This window comes from Stenotrophomonas sp. EMP41 (assembly GCF_047495535.1).
Taxonomy (GTDB): domain Bacteria; phylum Pseudomonadota; class Gammaproteobacteria; order Xanthomonadales; family Xanthomonadaceae; genus Stenotrophomonas; species Stenotrophomonas sepilia.
The window spans coordinates 2,238,543-2,252,468 of record NZ_CP179923.1; the positions used below are offsets into that span (position 1 = coordinate 2,238,543).

Here is a 13,926-nt window from a genome sequence, read left to right on the forward strand (position 1 = left end):
GCCCACCGGTGAAGGAAAGGGGCGCCCATCATACCCTTTCGCCCCTCAGCCCTCGCCGGCGTGGTCTTCCAGCAGCAACGGCGGCTTGCCGCGCTTGGCGCGGAAATAATTGGTCAGGCGCATGCTGGCCTCCTTGGCCAGCACCCCACCGTGGATCTCGACCCGGTGGTTGTGGCGGGCATCGCCGAGCAGATCGAACACGCTGCCGCAGGCGCCGGTCTTGGGGTCGCTGGCGCCGTAGACCAAGCGGGCAACGCGTGCATGCACAATCGCCATCGCGCACATCGCGCACGGTTCCAGGGTCACGTACAGGGTGCTGCCGAGCAGCCGATGATTGGCCAGCCGCGTGCCGCCGGCGCGCATGGCCACGATCTCGGCATGCGCACTGGGATCGTGCGAGGCGATGTTGAGGTTCCACCCCTCACCCAGCAGCTGGCCATCGGCGCCCACCAGTACCGCACCGACCGGAATCTCGTCGAACTCGCGCTGCGCACGCTCGGCCAGCGCCAGTGCATGGCGCATCCAGTGTTCATCGGCGTCGTGCACCGGGATACCCAGGGCATCGGTCATGGCGGTTCTCGCGTGTCTGCAGGGCCAGGATGGCCGCCGGGGCCGCATTGTACGCCTGCAGCCGTACAGGCGGCGCGGGTATCGGCGGTGCCACTGCGCGCGACCGGCGGTTCAAGCAGCGAGTGCGCTGAAGCCAGGCTGCAGGCCTCATACTGGGCCCTTCCGCAAGCACCTTGGTGAACCCATGACCACCCTTCGCCCCTCGCGTGCCGACGACGGCGCCGCCCTCATCGATGTCTGGCGCCGCGCCGTCGACGCCACCCATGACTTTCTCAGCGCCGAAGACCGGCAGGCCATCGATGCCGAAGTCGCCAGCTTCCTGCCGCAGTCGCCGATGACCGTTGCTGTCGATGCACAGGATCGGCCAGTGGGCTTCATGCTGATCGACGGCACGCACATGGAAGCGCTGTTCATCGATCCGGACGTGCGCGGCACCGGTATCGGCCGGCAGCTGTTACAACACGCGTTGGCCCTGCATCCGCAGCTGAGTACCGATGTCAACGAACAGAACGCGCAGGCGGTTGGCTTCTACCTGCGCATGGGCTTCGTCGAAACCGGCCGCTCACCGCTCGATTCGCAAGGCCGTCCGTATCCCCTGATCCATCTCCGGTACAACGGCTGACATTCGACGGATGTTCGAGGCCCGCCCCGATCATCAGGCCGTGGCTTCGAATGCCGGTGAGTACTGCACCTCTCCCTGCGCCATCGACGGCCTCAGGTGCAGCGCCTGGAAGTACTCTGGTGGAACCCCCGGCAGCACCAGGCCCGGCTCGGCGCGGAATCCGAATCGACCGTAATACGCCGGTTCTCCCAGCAATACGCAGCCCTGTGCCCCCTGCTCACGCAATGCATCAAGCGCCGCGTGCATCAGTGCCGCGCCGATGCCCTGCCCCTGCCATTCGGGCAGCACCGAGATTGGCCCCAGGCCAAACCAGCCGGTGCTGCCATCGCTGATCGTCACCGGCGACAAGGCAACATGCCCGACGACCTGCCCGTCCTTCTCGGCGACCAGCGAAAGACTCAGCTCTCCACGCGAACGCAGTGCATCCACAATGAACTGCTCGGTGTGGCTGCTGTGCGGGGCTTCGCGGAAGGCTGCCTCGGTGAGTGCGTGGATGACAGCGCGGTCTTCGCGGCTTTCAGGACGGATCATGCAGTTCAAGGAGAGCGCCTTCAATGAAGTGATGGACATGTGAATGATTGATTTCGGTCACGGATTCAGCCGCAGACATGCCTCCGGCAGCAATGCCAACGTAACGATCGCGAGCCTTGTGCGGCAAGCGATCCGCCTGGGCAATGCGTCCCGGGGGCGTCAAAAATCCGTCTCCTAGGGTGGCACAGCGCTCCCGGCACGTTCCATAATCGATAAACCTGCCACCCAGGAAGGATAGATGGACATGGACGCACGATGCAGGATCGCGACATGGGTCTAGCTCGCCCCGAACTCAGGGGACGGCCGCTGCTCGCATTGCTCGCCCTCGTCCCGCTGGCGGCATGCTCGCCCTACGCCGATGCCGAGCGTGACGTCGCCGCGGGTGGACGCGGCTTGGCCAAACTCAACCCGGCGCCGAAGCAGGCCTACGAACTGGTGCTGACACTGAAGGACGCGCCTGGGCCTTTCGCGGTCGCCGAAGGTGTGGCCCAGTATGACGTCAGCAACTACGAAGACTGCGGGCGGATACTGCCTGCCACAGGCACTGCGGGCCGCATCACCAGCCAGGAGCCCGTCACCCTGCACAAGGTCAGCGAGAACGAGTACCGCGGTACGTTCTACCTGGACCGCATGCTGGATGAGGACTACTACGGGCGCGCCGTCTGCCATTGGACGCTGACGGGCGTCGGTGCGATGTTGCGCGCCACGACCAGCAAGGCGGATACACGATTCCTGACGTTCGTCGACAAGAAGCGCATGGAGAACGACTCGCCTCTGACGCTTTATTACCCGAACCTTGTCTATCCGCGCGCCGACACTGTCGCCAACTTTGGCGCCAGTGGCGAGGAAGCTCCGTCAGGGTACAGCGAAGATCTGCGCGGCGCGCTGTTCTCAACCACCACCACTGTGCAGAAGCTCATGCCATGAGCTGCCAGTGCCTCATTCACCCCTATCCCCAGGGAGGCCGACATTGCGCCACAAGATGATTCCGTGCCTTGCTCTGCTTCTGTTGACCGCCTGCCATCCGGAGACCGCCATGAACCAGGAACGTGCCGCTGCTGAAGCCGATGTCGCCCAGGGTGGGCGCGGCCTCGCCAAGCTCAACCCCAGCCCGCGCAAGGCCTATGAACTGGTACTGCGCCTGAAGGACGCCCCCGGCGATTTCGCGGTGGTCGAAGGCGTCGCACAGTACGACGTCACCAACGAAGACCAGTGCGGTCACATCGAGCCGGCCACCGGCACGGCCGCACGCATCACCAGCCAGGAGCCGGTGGAACTGCGCAAGGTCGCCGAAGGCGAGTACCGGGGCACGCTGTACGTGGACCGCATGCTGGATGAAGACTACTACGGCCGCGGCGTGTGCCATTGGGAGTTCACTGGCGCTGGGGCGATGTTGAAGGCGACGGGCGCTGAAGAAGAGACCCGCTTCCTGACATTCGTCAAGGCCGAACCGCTGACTGAAGGCAAGACCCACACGCTTTACTATCCGGACGCGGCGTATCCGAGGGCGCCGCTTGCTGCCAACTACCCAGCCACCGGCAAGGCCGACCCGACTGACTACGTGGCCGAACTGCAGGGCAAGTTGTTCACCATGAGCCTCAGCGCCAGTGAGGTCACCCCATGACTGTCAGCACTCAGGACTATGCAGCGCTTTCCGACGACGCCTACAAGGATCGCGCGGTAGGTCGTCGGCATCCCGGCGAAGAAGAACTCGTTACGATCAACGGACGCGAGTACAGGATTCTCGAACACGTTAACAACCGACTCAACGGTTACCAAGGCACCGTTTACCAGCGAACTGATACCAATGAGATCGTGGTCGCTCATCGCGGCACCGAGCAGATAGCTCGTGATGCCATCCTGACCGACGGCGGCATGGTCGTCGCCCGCACCAATGTGCAGGCCCCCGATGCCATCGCTTTGACCAAGAGCGCGCTGGACTACGCAAAGCAGGAAGCTGCATTTGGAGGCCGTGCACCTGAAGTCACTGTCACCGGCCACTCCCTCGGCGGCGCTCTGGCCCAGATCACCTCGCACCATTTCAATGTCAAGGGCGAGACCTTCAACGCCTATGGCGCGGTCAGCCTCAGCTACCGCATCCCGGAAGGCGGCAACACCATGATCAACCATGTCATGGCCTCCGATCCGGTCAGCGCGGCGTCGCCGCACTTCGGCCAGGTGCGCATCTACGCCAAGCCGAATGAAATCAGCACGCTCGCCGCGAACGGCTTCAGCAATCACTCGTTGCGCGCCCTTATCCCCGACCGGCCGATCATCGCCGCAGGCAGCTCGTTCGGCGCGCACAAGCTGGGCAACTTCCTCGGCGACGGCTCGGTGCTGCAGCACCCGGAAACGCAGCAGCTGGCAAAAGACAACGCCCGGATGATCGAGGAGTACCGCGATGACGTCGAGTCACTGCGTCGCGGCGTCACCCGCGCGGCACGCGGCATCCCGGGCGGCGCCATCGATCTGTACGACCACATCCGCGGCCCGCTGCAGCCGGGTGAGCCGGCACGCCGCGAAGCGGAGAAGAACGGCCATCACACCAACATGTTGCGAATGGACGATGCCAACCATGTGGGTAACCCACTGTTCAACGACGCGATCCGTGGCGTGCACGCGCAGGATGTCCGCGTCGGCCGTGTACCGGACGTAATGAGCACGCAACTGGCAGGCAGCCTGGCCGCCGAAATGCACGCAGCAGGCGGCAAGCGCATCGACGAAGTGGTCATGAATGCTGATGCCTCGCGCAGCTTCGCCGTGCAGGGCCAGGGCGGCGACCCGGCCCACCTTCGCGTATCGGTAGATACGGCAGTGGCGATGAACACCCCGCTGGAACAGAGCAGCCAGCGCATCGACCAGCAGGCCGCAGGCCAGCGCGTTGCGCTGGAGCGCGACCAACAGCTGGAGCAGCAACAGAACCAGACCCGCAGCCTGCAGGCCTGATGCAGCGCGGGAGCCGGTCAGCCCGGCTCCCGCATCACTTCGAAACTCCGGCTCAGGGGCTGGACGCTGCCATTGGCACGGATGCTCCGGCCGTCACGAACAGGTCGGGCCCGGAATCCGGGAATCCGCCACAGGCGCGATCGCCGGGTGCCACCGGGTCACAGGGCCACTGCGCGCGCGCGACCTTCTCGCGCAGCTCGAAGCGATCACCGGTCCAGACCACGAACGCGATGTGCTCACGGTTCCAGTCACTGTAGGCGCGCGGACCGCCCTTCTGCGCCGACTCCGGGTACTGCACGAACCAGCGCATGGCCGGGCCGTACTGCAACTTGCTATGGTCAAGGCTGATCCGTCCCTCACGCGACAGCTGGCGCGCACGGTCGGCGTCCGTCACCGGGGGCATGGCCGGCATGGCATCGGCGGTCACATCCCTCGGCGCCGCGTCCCCGCGGACCTGGTACACACGCTGGCCCACGTAGGCCTCGCGGCAATCACCCGCTGGCACGCGGACCGGCTCCGCGCCGTGCTCATCCCGGTTGGCGACCTGGTCGGCGCAGGTGAACGGCGCCGACACCAGATAGAACGTGCTGTCGGCGTCGCGCCCTTCCAGCGAACGCACCCAGATGTCGCCCATCCGGACGATGAAGTCCGGGCGCTGGCCATAGCCCGGCACCGCCTTGAACCAGGCCTTCTGCCGCACCTCACGCTCGCGCCAGCTGCGCGGCAGGTGGATGTCCTGCACGGGCAGCGCGACCAGCAACGCAGCCAGATGCGCCGGCATGGTGCCCTGGCAGGCGCCAATCAGCAGGTCGCCCTGGGTCGCCAGCCGCCCGGCCAGATCCACCGGGCAGCGGGCACCGAGCGCCCGCTCGGTCGCCTGCTCGGGCGGCAACGGCACGATGGCCAATGCGGGCGGAGCGGGTGCTACCGCGGGAACGGTTGGCTCGACGGCGGCAGGCGGTGCAGCCACAGGCGCCGCCGCTGCGGGCGCAACGGGCGCCGGCGCCGGGTCCGCAGCCGGCGCCGGCTGCGTGTCCACCACCGGTGTCGCAGGGGGTGTCACGGCAGCCGGTACTTCGGGAGCCGGCGCCGCGACAACGGCGTCGGCCGCCATGGGCGCTGCAACGGGCGCCGCCCCTGCAGGCGCCTCAGCGATTGCATCTGCAGCGGGGGGCGTCTCCACGGCGGGTGCCGCTGTCTCCTGAGCCTGTGCCAACGCTGCGGCAAGTCCAAGTGACAGCAGCCAGAGCGGCGGCAGGCGGCGGACGGATGCATTGCAGCGGGCAGCGGCGTGCCGGGCATTCGGGGGAACGATTCGCATGTGGTGTCCTTACGGGTGGGTTTCCATGTCGGCGCCACAGGGCGCCACGCGTCGTACGTAAAGCGCCTGCGGGCACCCTGCCCGCCGGCATCAGGTGCTACAGGGATCGAGAGCGCTGCTCCTGCTCGCGGGCGAGCGCGGCCGCAGGGTCCTGCTGGGCGACGTTGGCGGCCAACTGCTGGCTGCTCTGTGCCAGCGGCTGCTGTGCCGCCTGTTCGCGCTCGACCGAAGCCCGCAGCATGGCCGGGTCACCCAGCGCGCCCTGCACGGCAAACAACGTGCGGCCGTCGTTGCCAGCCAGGAGATGATCGATGCGCGACATCCCCGCCCTCTGCGCGCTCAGCGCCAGTGCGCCGGCGGCATTGTCCAGTTCCTGCACGCTGCGCAGACCGCTTTGCGGTCCCATCTGCTGCAGATGGTGGCGGGCGCCCTGGAACAGGGCATGCCCCGGCGCGCCAGGCTGCGACATGTCGCGCACGGGGGCCTGCTGGGCCGGCGCCCCGACTTCGCCCCGCTCCAGCCGTGCCATCACATCAGGCGTCAGCTTCTGCTGCCACGCCTCGAATCGCTGCTGGCGGGCCTCGATGCCGTTCAGGCCACCATTGATCGCGCGCGTCGCTTCGCGCACGTCCTCGCGCGCTGCTTCCGGCACCCGCGTCTGCCACTGCCACACGGCAATGCGGCCTGCGTGCTCGGGCTGCGCCGCCAGTTCCGGGTGATTTACCAGGTCAAGATCCAGCGCCTTGCCGGCGCGCTCGTAATTTTCCTTGCCGACCAGAGGCAGATAGCCACGGCCGTGATACTTCAGCGCATCGCCAGGCGCGTCATTGCCCATGCGCCCGCCATACATCAGCTCAGCCAGGTTTTCCGGGCGGCCACGCAGCGCCTCCTGGCGCGCGCTCTCAAGCGCACCATTGCCATTGCGCCACGCCGCTTCCACCGGGATCTGCGAGATGCCCCGGGTGAAGTTGAAACTCTCGTTGAGACGGCTCAAGCCCCGGGATTCATGCCCGGCCTGCGCCATGAAGTTGGCCAGTTCCCGGGACGAAGTCATGCCGGCCTCCGTGGCCTGCCGCAACAGCAACGACTCCCTATCCTGCGACACGGTGAAACTCCTGCTCGATCATCGTTGGATACTCCCGCCTCCTCACAGGCATGGCACTCAGGGCAAGCTCACGTCGGCGACGACGGACGGATCGAAATCCTCGAACCGCACCCGGCCAAGCTCGGCCGCGGAGAAATCGCGCGTGTGGGTCGCTTCGGTTTCGGTGTCCACCACCTTGCGCTGCACGCCATGCACCCAGCACGTCTGCTCGGCAGGTGCATACCGGAAGGTGTAGACGCTGCTCCAGCGTTCGCGGCTGCCGCCGTTGGTAATCACGCTGAACGCGCCGTCTTCAATCGTCACGTAGGCGAAGGGGTCACCGGCCATGCCACCGCGCGTTGAGCACGGCACCAGCTTGTCGTTGCGTGCCGCCAGCTGCCAGCGGCCCGTGGCATCGCCCAGCAGCAACAGCAGGACCCGGTTCGGTCCGTGCTCGCCGGGCAACAAGCCCTCCGGAGGAGGTTGGTCGATCACCAGGAGCTGGTCCTGGAAACCATTGCCGGTCAGATCGCCGCGTACAGCTTCCAGCAGGTTCGCGCCGGACGGAACGAACGCCAGGGCATTGTCCATGTGCGTGCCACTCCCCTTCTCCATCCGCTGCAACTCCTTCAATCCCGTCCTGCCAGTTCCCGAGCGGAGGCCGGAAACGGGGCGATGCCCCGCACGTGCCCGGCGGCCGCCATGGCGGATGATAGCCCCGAGCCCACGGCAACCGCGATGGTGGCAAGCGTCACCCGCACTGCGGGGGGACACAGTCCTCATGGACGGAAAAGCTCCTGCGTTCGATGGCACCGGCGCGTCGGGATTTTGACGCGCACGCAGCTTACTTCGAGGAGGCGGGGCTCGTCGAAGGGGGCTTGGGATGAAAAGCGCACTTGATCACAGAAAAAGCGCGGCTAACGTGAATGGATGCCTACTTGGAGTTGACGGCAGCGCTGATCAGGCACTTAACACTCGTGCAGCCGCAAGCGGAACGGGTGCAGCGAACGCGGATCAGGTGAACGAACCCACCCGAATACAAGCACCATTGCGGCGCTCGGGATCCGTCATTCGCAATGAGAATTTCCAAAAAATTGAAAACACTACGGCCGGTCCAACGAAACAACCGGGGCGCTAGCCCGGCGCTATCCTCGCTTCACTTCCGCACATACTCAGGAGCTGAGCACGCGGTGTACACGACGTGGCATCCCTGCCCCCCATCCCCTATACAAAGACGAGTTGCCAATTGAATTGCTTCTTCAACAGTCGCCTTTCCACCAAAGCTGGTGCCGCCGGAACCCGATCTGGGGACCACCGCAGCAACGCACTGATTCTCGTAGGAAAAAGAACTTCGACAGGCGCGACCACCTGATTGCCGGCATTGCATCACAGCCTCTGCCTCTGCCTCAGACTTACTACGCTTCCCGATAGACACTCCGGACGCGCCCTCAGGAGAAACAGAGATCGCGCCCCACGTTTCGATCCACTTCCCTTCGGGTTGCGGCGTCTTGAGCGAGCCGTCACCCGCCCCAGGGATCGGAGCGCATCCTTGGACACCTTGCCCGCCAATAGGATACTGCCCCGGAGGGCACCCGCCCTCCGCGAACGCTGCCGACTGGAAGACTGCGGCCAACAAAAGGCCCAGGATCACCCGCCAACTACGTAGAAGCGTAAACCTCCAAGACATCGCGCCTCCTGCCTGTATTCGACTGCACTGCCACCCATCTGCAAATATGCCATGAAGCTGCCCAAGGCGCCCTAGACGAACATGGCCGCCATTGGCGACAGTCAGATAGTGTTCGCTAGGATCGAGCCCATGTCGCGCTACTGCTGCCCGGACCTACTCAGATGTGAGCGCAGCACCCGCCACGTCAATTGCTGCGGCCAAATTTGTCGCTGCTGAACGCCTGATCATACCGAGAATCTCCCAACATCAAGAGTAGAGTTCTTCTTAGTTTGATGGGCGCAGAAAAAAAACAGCCCGCTCAACGGCGGGCCATTCTATCGCCGCATCACGAGAAAAATGCGGGCAATTACTCAAAACTTCTCAAACTCCGGCTCGGTGCAATTGGACATGACAACTTCACATGTCTCTTTGGAAGCAGCACGACATTGCGCCAAGGATAGGCCTTCCGCCTCCTCCTTTGTGGCTGCAGCAGAGTAGAAAGTCCCCCCGGTTCCCGCATTCGAGACAGCCGCCGTCGCGCATTGATTCTTATAGGTGAACTTCACTCGGCAATCCCGACCGCCTGCATCAGAGCAGGATCTCACCGCCGCGCTTCCCGCATCCGCCTTCTTCCTCCACCCACTTGCCGCTCCTGCGATTCCGGAAGGCGCGGCGGCAAATGCTCCCCAAGTCTTGATCCACCGTCCCGTTGGACGCGGGCTTTCCGCTCATGATCCACCAGCAGGAATCGGCGCACATCCGCCGGCACCCCGCCCGCCAATCGGATACTGGCCTGGAGGACACCTTCCTTCCGCCCAAGCCAGGTCGGACGTAAGTGCTAGAACTACCGCTAGACTCGCCGCGAATCTATACACGACCTTCGAACCCCTGATGACGTTCGAAATCCCCCAACATCCGAAGGAAAGCTTTTCACCTGTCATCCAGAGCCAAATCCCGAAGAATCCACTATCAGCTAGCCATTCGCAGCCGGTACAGTCACCCGTGCTCCGCCAATCCACAGAACGCAGGAAACTACGAAAGAGTGGCCACGATTGACAATGCGCAAGAATCTAAATCAACGCATCAACATCAAGCCAAATCTCTGAATTTCCGGCCCATTTACGCAAGCCCTGGATGCACCTTCAAGCTCCAGGCGACTCCGACGCAACCAATCAATCGACTTAAGAGAATCGACGAACTTGCATCGCTAGAACTTACGGAAAACAGGTTCAGAACAGTCTGCGTAAAAGACCCTGCACTTCTTTCCACTGGGATCTACGCAACCTTTACCCGCCAAGGAGATCGCTTGCCTTTTCTTTGGAGCCTTACCAACTGCGGATTTAGCCCCCGAGCCTCCTGAAGAAGGAATCAACCACGCGACGCACTGATTTGAGTAAGAGACAGTAACCTTGCAGTCCGTGGCTCCTCCACCACCACAGCGCCTCACAGCCTCGGCAGCGGCGGCTTCTGCGGAATTCATTCCGGAGGCCATTCCTACCTCAGAAGTAGCTTCGGACGCAGCGATTGCTCCCCATGTACTTAACCATTCCCCCGTCGGCGTTGGAGGAAGTAGCGGCAGCTGATCCGAGCCACCGCTGTCGCCACCAGGAATCGGAGCACAGCCTCTGGCCCCTTGCCCTCCTATCGGGTAGAACCCTGGCGGACAACTACCGCCTTCGGCAAGTGCGGACACAGGAGCCAGCAGCACCCCAAAGAAAAGGAGGAAAGAAAGCAGCTTCATCGTTTTCACCTCTTGCATCCAGTACCCTACCCATTCAGCAACTGCCGTGACATAGCTCACCGAACTGCGGCGTTACCAAGCGCCCCCGGCGTATGTACCGAGTTACTAGTACCCGGCGCGATTTTCGGGATCGTAAGGCTCTGGCTACTCACGGATTCCTCTGAATTGGTTGGAGCTGCCGGCTTGTAACTACCCGGCGGCTGCCCACTCGGCCCCGGTGCCTGTGCCACCGGGCTGCCACCTATCTGCGAATATGCCATGAAGCTACCCAAGGTGCCCTGGAAGAACATGGCCGCCATTGGGGGCGCAGTCAGAATCAAGGTCGCCAGGATCAATCCCATGCCGCCCTGCTGCATCGCCTGACTGGTCATACCGTCACTGGACGCGCCCATGAGCGGGAACTTGTTCACAAGCGCCGTCATCCAGAACGAGGCCGACACGCGGATCACCATGTCCAGCGCGATCGAGACCATCGCCGCCAGCACCGCCATGGAGAACATGGTTCCAATGCCGTAGAACAGCCATCGTTGGAACAGCTGCTTGGTCTGGTCGAAAGAAGGCAGAGAATGAACAGTGGTCCCAAGCCGATGAACAGGGCCATGGCGACCTCATACAGCAGCAGCATTGAACCTGCCGTCACCGCAGGGCCACCCGTGCCCAGGCCGATGAACCACATCGCGCGGGTCTTGTCAGCCTGCAGCTCGGGATCATTGAGAATCTTGATGCCGTCGATGCTGGACAACGCCACCTGCATCCAGGCAAGGCTCTTGTCGATCTGTGCCTCGGGCTTTTCGTCCTTGCCGGTCACGACGTGCGTGATCAGACCCTTCACGTCTTCCGTCAGGAATTCATGGAGGTCGCGACCGAACATGCCCATGCTCGTCGCCACAACAGTCGAGATCAGGCCGGCCTACGTCTCTTGAATCACCGGGGCTATCATTGATGAGCCGATATCACATCAGCACTTCCCACGAACTGAGCCCAAGCTTACCAATTCAATTCGCGCTCAGCGTATACGCGCGCCATCAAAAACACACGCATAGGATTGCACGCGGAGTAGCCGTACAGCCTGACGAAGTTGGAGGCTATTCGCGACATCGTGTTGAGGAGCCCAACTGAATTAAGCCACCTCAAATAAACGGACGTCACTTAAATCTAGCAGCAAAGCGCACCGCCCGTCAGCTCCAGACTCCACCTGCCAAGTAGGAATACTTGCAAGCCAGCCTCAAAATTCGCTCACGCTGAAATTCCACTAGTACTCCTGAAAAATCGGATCAGAGCATGCGGAATAAAATACTTTACACCCTGCGCTTCCCCGCTTTGTGCATTCATCCATTGCAAGCTTCGTGGCGAGAGCCTCCGTCTCGGCCCGCCACGTCACCGCTCCTCCTCTTTCGATACTCGAAGGGGTAACCATTGCAGCGCATTGGTTTTTGTAGGACATCGTCACTCGGCAATCACTAGCGCCTCCGCGGGCACACTGCGAAATAGCTTCTTTCTCTGCAGCGCCTTTCGAACTCTGACCCGTTGATGCACCGGCATCACCGCTCGGAGCAGTGGCAATAGCTCCCCAAGTTTTCAACCATCGGCCTGTTGGCCGAGGCGCCGCCGTTGCATTCGCCCCACTGTCCCCGCCCGGAATCGGTGCACCCCCCCCCACGCCCTGCCCACCAATGGGATATTGTCCGGGTGGGCAACGACCTTCTGCGCTAGCGGACGGAGCATCCACCAAGAAGAGGATCAACAGCAAAGACAGCATCGAGGCGTACGCTGCTACCAGTTCCTTCGCCCTGAATTTATTCGCTGCACGCATTACAATCACCCTGGCTCTATCTCGGTTTATTGCCAATCCCCATCCTGCCTGGATCATGCTCAGGCGTGGAGTTAGAAGGACCGGTGAACATCTTTGTTGGAGCACCAACTTCATTAGCGCCTTCACTTCACTTGCTCGTCGAAGGCTTATCCGGCGTGTAGTAACTACCCGGCGGCTGTCCGCTCGGCCCCGGCGCCTGAGCCACCGGGCTGCCACCTATCTGCGAATATGCCATGAAGCTACCCAAGGTGCCCTGGAAGAACATGGCCGCGATTGGGGGCGCAGTCAGAATCAAGGTCGTCAGGATCAATCCCATGCCGCCCTGCTGCATCGCCTGACTGGTCATACCGTCACTGGACGCGCCCATGAGCGGGAACTTGTTCACAAGCGCCGTCATCCAGAACGAGGCCGACACGCGGATCACCATGTCCAGCGCGATCGAGACCATCGCCGCCAGCACCGCCATGGAGAACATGGTTCCAATGCCGTAGAACAGCCATCGTTGGAACAGCTGCTTGGTCTGGTCGAACAGAAGGCAGAGAATGAACAGTGGTCCCAAGCCGATGAACAGGGCCATGGCGACCTCATACAGCAGCAGCATTGAACCTGCCGTCACCGCAGGGCCACCCGTGCCCAGGCCGATGAACCACATCGCGCGGGTCTTGTCAGCCTGCAGCTCGGGATCATTGAGAATCTTGATGCCGTCGATGCTGGACAGCGCCACCTGCATCCAGGCAAGGCTCTTGTCGATCTGTGCCTCGGGCTTTTCGTCCTTGCCGGTCACGACGTGCGTGATCAGCCCCTTCACGTCTTCCGTCAGGAATTCATGGAGGTCGCGACCGAACATGCCCATGCTCGTCGCCACCGCCACGATCAGGGCGGCGCGCGCCATGTTGGTCACCAGGATCATCATTGAGTCCCGGCTGCGGCCGGTGACGATCCGATAGCCCTGTACCGCTTTCCCAGCGCAGTAGAAGAACACTTGCCCACTAAACAAGGTGCACGAGTCGCAATGCAACCTTGATGAAGTCGTTCTCGCTCAACTTCTCGCCGAGCGGCTTCTTCAGCCGCGCGTTCTACCCCAGGCTCTTGAGCAGCTTGGCTCAGGTACGCTCATACCATCAAAGATGTCACGGCAGTCATGAGACTAGAACGACTCAAAGATCGGCTCAGAACAATCTGTATAAAGAACTTTGCACTGGCCGCCACCGATGTCCGCGCAATGGGACAAGACTCGATTTGCAGCCTCCTCCTTGGAGCCTGCAACCGAATAGGAGACACGGCCCTTACTCCCCCTCTCGGGATCAGCATATGCAACACACTGGTTCTTGTAGGTAGTTCCGACTTTGCAATCTCTAGCGCCATGGCTTGCGCAACGGGAAAGCGCCTCGGACGAAGCTTCCTGCTTTGAACGCCTTCCAACCGAAGCCCCCATATCACCTGTGCTTACTGCGGTTGCAATAGCTCCCCAGGTTTTGATCCAGCGGCCAGTCGCGACCGGACCACTCGACCCTGCATCGCCTCCATTAGAGCCCGGCATTGGCGCACATCCACCAACCCCCTGTCCGCCAATCGGATATTGTCCGGGCGGGCAGCGCCCCTCCGCTTGGGCATCTTCTGTCACAAGCAAGA

General features: G+C 62.7%; 14 protein-coding genes and 2 pseudogenes. 4 read left to right on the top strand and 12 right to left on the bottom strand.

All coding sequences use genetic code 11. The features are described from left to right. Positions 1 to 45: 45 nt before the first annotated feature. Positions 46 to 570, bottom strand: coding sequence for a tRNA adenosine(34) deaminase TadA (gene tadA, locus ACMGRF_RS10290; protein WP_049415098.1), 525 nt, complete (start codon positions 568 to 570; stop codon positions 46 to 48). A gap of 184 nt (positions 571 to 754) precedes the next feature. Here tadA and ACMGRF_RS10295 point away from each other — a divergent pair, with 184 nt between their 5' ends. Beyond that, a complete protein-coding gene (locus ACMGRF_RS10295) occupies positions 755 to 1,192 on the top strand; it encodes an acetyltransferase (protein WP_099486509.1) in 438 nt (145 codons plus the stop codon). Positions 1,193 to 1,225: 33 nt separating this feature from the next. On the opposite strand, the gene ACMGRF_RS10300 is transcribed toward ACMGRF_RS10295, so the two are convergent. Next, the gene (locus tag ACMGRF_RS10300) at positions 1,226 to 1,732 is read right to left on the bottom strand and encodes a GNAT family N-acetyltransferase (RefSeq protein ID WP_049415092.1); all 507 of its coding nucleotides are present in this window, start codon (positions 1,730 to 1,732) and stop codon (positions 1,226 to 1,228) included. 246 nt (positions 1,733 to 1,978) lie between these two features. Here ACMGRF_RS10300 and ACMGRF_RS10305 point away from each other — a divergent pair, with 246 nt between their 5' ends. Genes ACMGRF_RS10305 through ACMGRF_RS10315 form a run of 3 tightly spaced genes read left to right on the top strand, consistent with a single transcriptional unit; the run spans position 1,979 to position 4,669 of the window. Then, the gene (locus tag ACMGRF_RS10305; RefSeq protein ID WP_180880666.1) at positions 1,979 to 2,650 is read left to right on the top strand and encodes a hypothetical protein; all 672 of its coding nucleotides are present in this window, start codon (positions 1,979 to 1,981) and stop codon (positions 2,648 to 2,650) included. Positions 2,651 to 2,693: 43 nt separating this feature from the next. Continuing rightward, a complete protein-coding gene (locus ACMGRF_RS10310) occupies positions 2,694 to 3,347 on the top strand; it encodes a hypothetical protein (RefSeq protein ID WP_180880667.1) in 654 nt (217 codons plus the stop codon). After that, positions 3,344 to 4,669: an XVIPCD domain-containing protein gene (locus ACMGRF_RS10315; protein ID WP_180880668.1), complete on the top strand. Its 1,326-nt coding sequence runs from the start codon at positions 3,344 to 3,346 to the stop codon at positions 4,667 to 4,669. Before ACMGRF_RS10310 ends, ACMGRF_RS10315 begins: the two co-directional genes overlap by 4 nt. Before the next feature lie 52 nt (positions 4,670 to 4,721). Here ACMGRF_RS10315 and ACMGRF_RS10320 read toward each other — a convergent pair whose 3' ends face one another. The 10 genes and pseudogenes from ACMGRF_RS10320 to ACMGRF_RS10365 form a co-directional block, all read right to left on the bottom strand. Continuing rightward, on the bottom strand, positions 4,722 to 5,990 hold the full coding sequence (locus ACMGRF_RS10320) for a hypothetical protein (RefSeq protein WP_414485202.1): 1,269 nt from the start codon (positions 5,988 to 5,990) through the stop codon (positions 4,722 to 4,724). Positions 5,991 to 6,087: 97 nt separating this feature from the next. Beyond that, on the bottom strand, positions 6,088 to 7,095 hold the full coding sequence (locus ACMGRF_RS10325; protein ID WP_180880671.1) for an XVIPCD domain-containing protein: 1,008 nt from the start codon (positions 7,093 to 7,095) through the stop codon (positions 6,088 to 6,090). 57 nt (positions 7,096 to 7,152) lie between these two features. Then, positions 7,153 to 7,689: a hypothetical protein gene (locus tag ACMGRF_RS10330; RefSeq protein ID WP_069118276.1), complete on the bottom strand. Its 537-nt coding sequence runs from the start codon at positions 7,687 to 7,689 to the stop codon at positions 7,153 to 7,155. Between the two features lie 541 nt (positions 7,690 to 8,230). Then, entirely contained in the window at positions 8,231 to 8,761 is a 531-nt protein-coding gene (locus tag ACMGRF_RS10335) for a DUF4189 domain-containing protein (protein WP_262256820.1), read from the bottom strand. 350 nt (positions 8,762 to 9,111) lie between these two features. Next, complete coding sequence (locus ACMGRF_RS10340; RefSeq protein ID WP_329845100.1) at positions 9,112 to 9,438, bottom strand: DUF4189 domain-containing protein; 327 nt, start codon at positions 9,436 to 9,438, stop codon at positions 9,112 to 9,114. A gap of 509 nt (positions 9,439 to 9,947) precedes the next feature. After that, on the bottom strand, positions 9,948 to 10,499 hold the full coding sequence (locus ACMGRF_RS10345) for a DUF4189 domain-containing protein (RefSeq protein WP_080376631.1): 552 nt from the start codon (positions 10,497 to 10,499) through the stop codon (positions 9,948 to 9,950). Positions 10,500 to 10,537: 38 nt separating this feature from the next. Continuing rightward, positions 10,538 to 11,358: pseudogene (locus ACMGRF_RS10350) on the bottom strand (type IV secretion system protein). Positions 11,359 to 11,733: 375 nt separating this feature from the next. Next, complete coding sequence (locus ACMGRF_RS10355; RefSeq protein WP_343204288.1) at positions 11,734 to 12,408, bottom strand: DUF4189 domain-containing protein; 675 nt, start codon at positions 12,406 to 12,408, stop codon at positions 11,734 to 11,736. Positions 12,409 to 12,433: 25 nt separating this feature from the next. After that, a pseudogene (locus tag ACMGRF_RS10360) lies at positions 12,434 to 13,249 on the bottom strand (type IV secretion system protein); the annotation flags it as partial. 192 nt (positions 13,250 to 13,441) lie between these two features. Then, positions 13,442 to 13,834, bottom strand: a complete 393-nt coding sequence (locus tag ACMGRF_RS10365; protein WP_258014988.1) for a DUF4189 domain-containing protein — start codon at positions 13,832 to 13,834, stop codon at positions 13,442 to 13,444. Between the last annotated feature and the right edge of the window lie 92 nt (positions 13,835 to 13,926).

What these genes read in the sequence shown, in the direction of transcription:
- tadA (WP_049415098.1), bottom strand. Translation starts at nt 570, where the DNA reads ATGACCGATGCCCTGGGTATCCCGGTGCACGACGCCGATGAACACTGG.
- ACMGRF_RS10295 (WP_099486509.1), top strand. Translation starts at nt 755, where the DNA reads ATGACCACCCTTCGCCCCTCGCGTGCCGACGACGGCGCCGCCCTCATC.
- ACMGRF_RS10305 (WP_180880666.1), top strand. Translation starts at nt 1,979, where the DNA reads ATGCAGGATCGCGACATGGGTCTAGCTCGCCCCGAACTCAGGGGACGG.
- ACMGRF_RS10315 (WP_180880668.1), top strand. Translation starts at nt 3,344, where the DNA reads ATGACTGTCAGCACTCAGGACTATGCAGCGCTTTCCGACGACGCCTAC.
- ACMGRF_RS10320 (WP_414485202.1), bottom strand. Translation starts at nt 5,990, where the DNA reads ATGCGAATCGTTCCCCCGAATGCCCGGCACGCCGCTGCCCGCTGCAAT.
- ACMGRF_RS10330 (WP_069118276.1), bottom strand. Translation starts at nt 7,689, where the DNA reads ATGGAGAAGGGGAGTGGCACGCACATGGACAATGCCCTGGCGTTCGTT.
- ACMGRF_RS10335 (WP_262256820.1), bottom strand. Translation starts at nt 8,761, where the DNA reads ATGTCTTGGAGGTTTACGCTTCTACGTAGTTGGCGGGTGATCCTGGGC.
- ACMGRF_RS10345 (WP_080376631.1), bottom strand. Translation starts at nt 10,499, where the DNA reads ATGCAAGAGGTGAAAACGATGAAGCTGCTTTCTTTCCTCCTTTTCTTT.
- ACMGRF_RS10355 (WP_343204288.1), bottom strand. Translation starts at nt 12,408, where the DNA reads ATGAAGTTGGTGCTCCAACAAAGATGTTCACCGGTCCTTCTAACTCCA.
- ACMGRF_RS10365 (WP_258014988.1), bottom strand. Translation starts at nt 13,834, where the DNA reads ATGCCGGGCTCTAATGGAGGCGATGCAGGGTCGAGTGGTCCGGTCGCG.